The following is a 587-nucleotide window of genomic DNA, read 5'->3' as shown; positions in this document are numbered from 1 at the left end:
TTTCGAGAAAGTTTTTTCTGTTTGAGGGCTAAATTCTTTTGGTGGCGGTTTAAATGCTTGGGGTTAGCATATTTAGTTACCCGCTCTCCATCGTGAACAATTGCGAAATCTTTCAGCCCTAAATCAATACCAATAATTTGATCTCCCAACTGTTTAACGTCAGTTACTTCAACTTCACACAAAATTGAAGCAAAATATTTATCAGTTGAAGATTTAGAGATTGTTACCGTTTTAATCTTCCTTGTAACTTCTCTGTGAAATACTGCTTTGACTTCACCAATCTTGGGGACTTTTAGATATTCATCCTTGACAGTAACACTCTGGGGATATTGGATTGATTGCTTATGGTGTTTAGACTTGAATCTAGGGAATTTAGCTTGTCCTTTAAAAAAGTTTTTATAGGCTCTGTCTAGGTTAATTGCTACACATTGAAGAACCGATGAATAACAATCTTCCTTGAGCCAAAGATATTCCTTTTTGAGTTGAGGGAGCATCCCTTTATAGGTTGCTAACTTTAAACTTTTCCCAGTTTCTTGATAGTGCTGAATACAGGCATTTAAGGCAAAATTCCAATACCACCGTACACA

At 36.1% G+C, this 587-nt stretch carries 1 protein-coding gene; it reads right to left on the bottom strand.

Annotated elements, in window-relative coordinates:
* Positions 1-587, bottom strand: a 587-nt coding sequence (locus tag M595_RS28385; protein WP_023069987.1) for an RNA-guided endonuclease InsQ/TnpB family protein, incomplete at both ends; no start/stop codon positions are given.

It is taken from the genome of Lyngbya aestuarii BL J (genome assembly GCF_000478195.2).
GTDB classification, from domain to species: Bacteria; Cyanobacteriota; Cyanobacteriia; order Cyanobacteriales; family Microcoleaceae; genus Capilliphycus; species Capilliphycus aestuarii.
The sequence above is the reverse complement of the archived record's forward strand: the minus strand, read 5'-3'. Positions and strand labels throughout refer to the sequence as shown.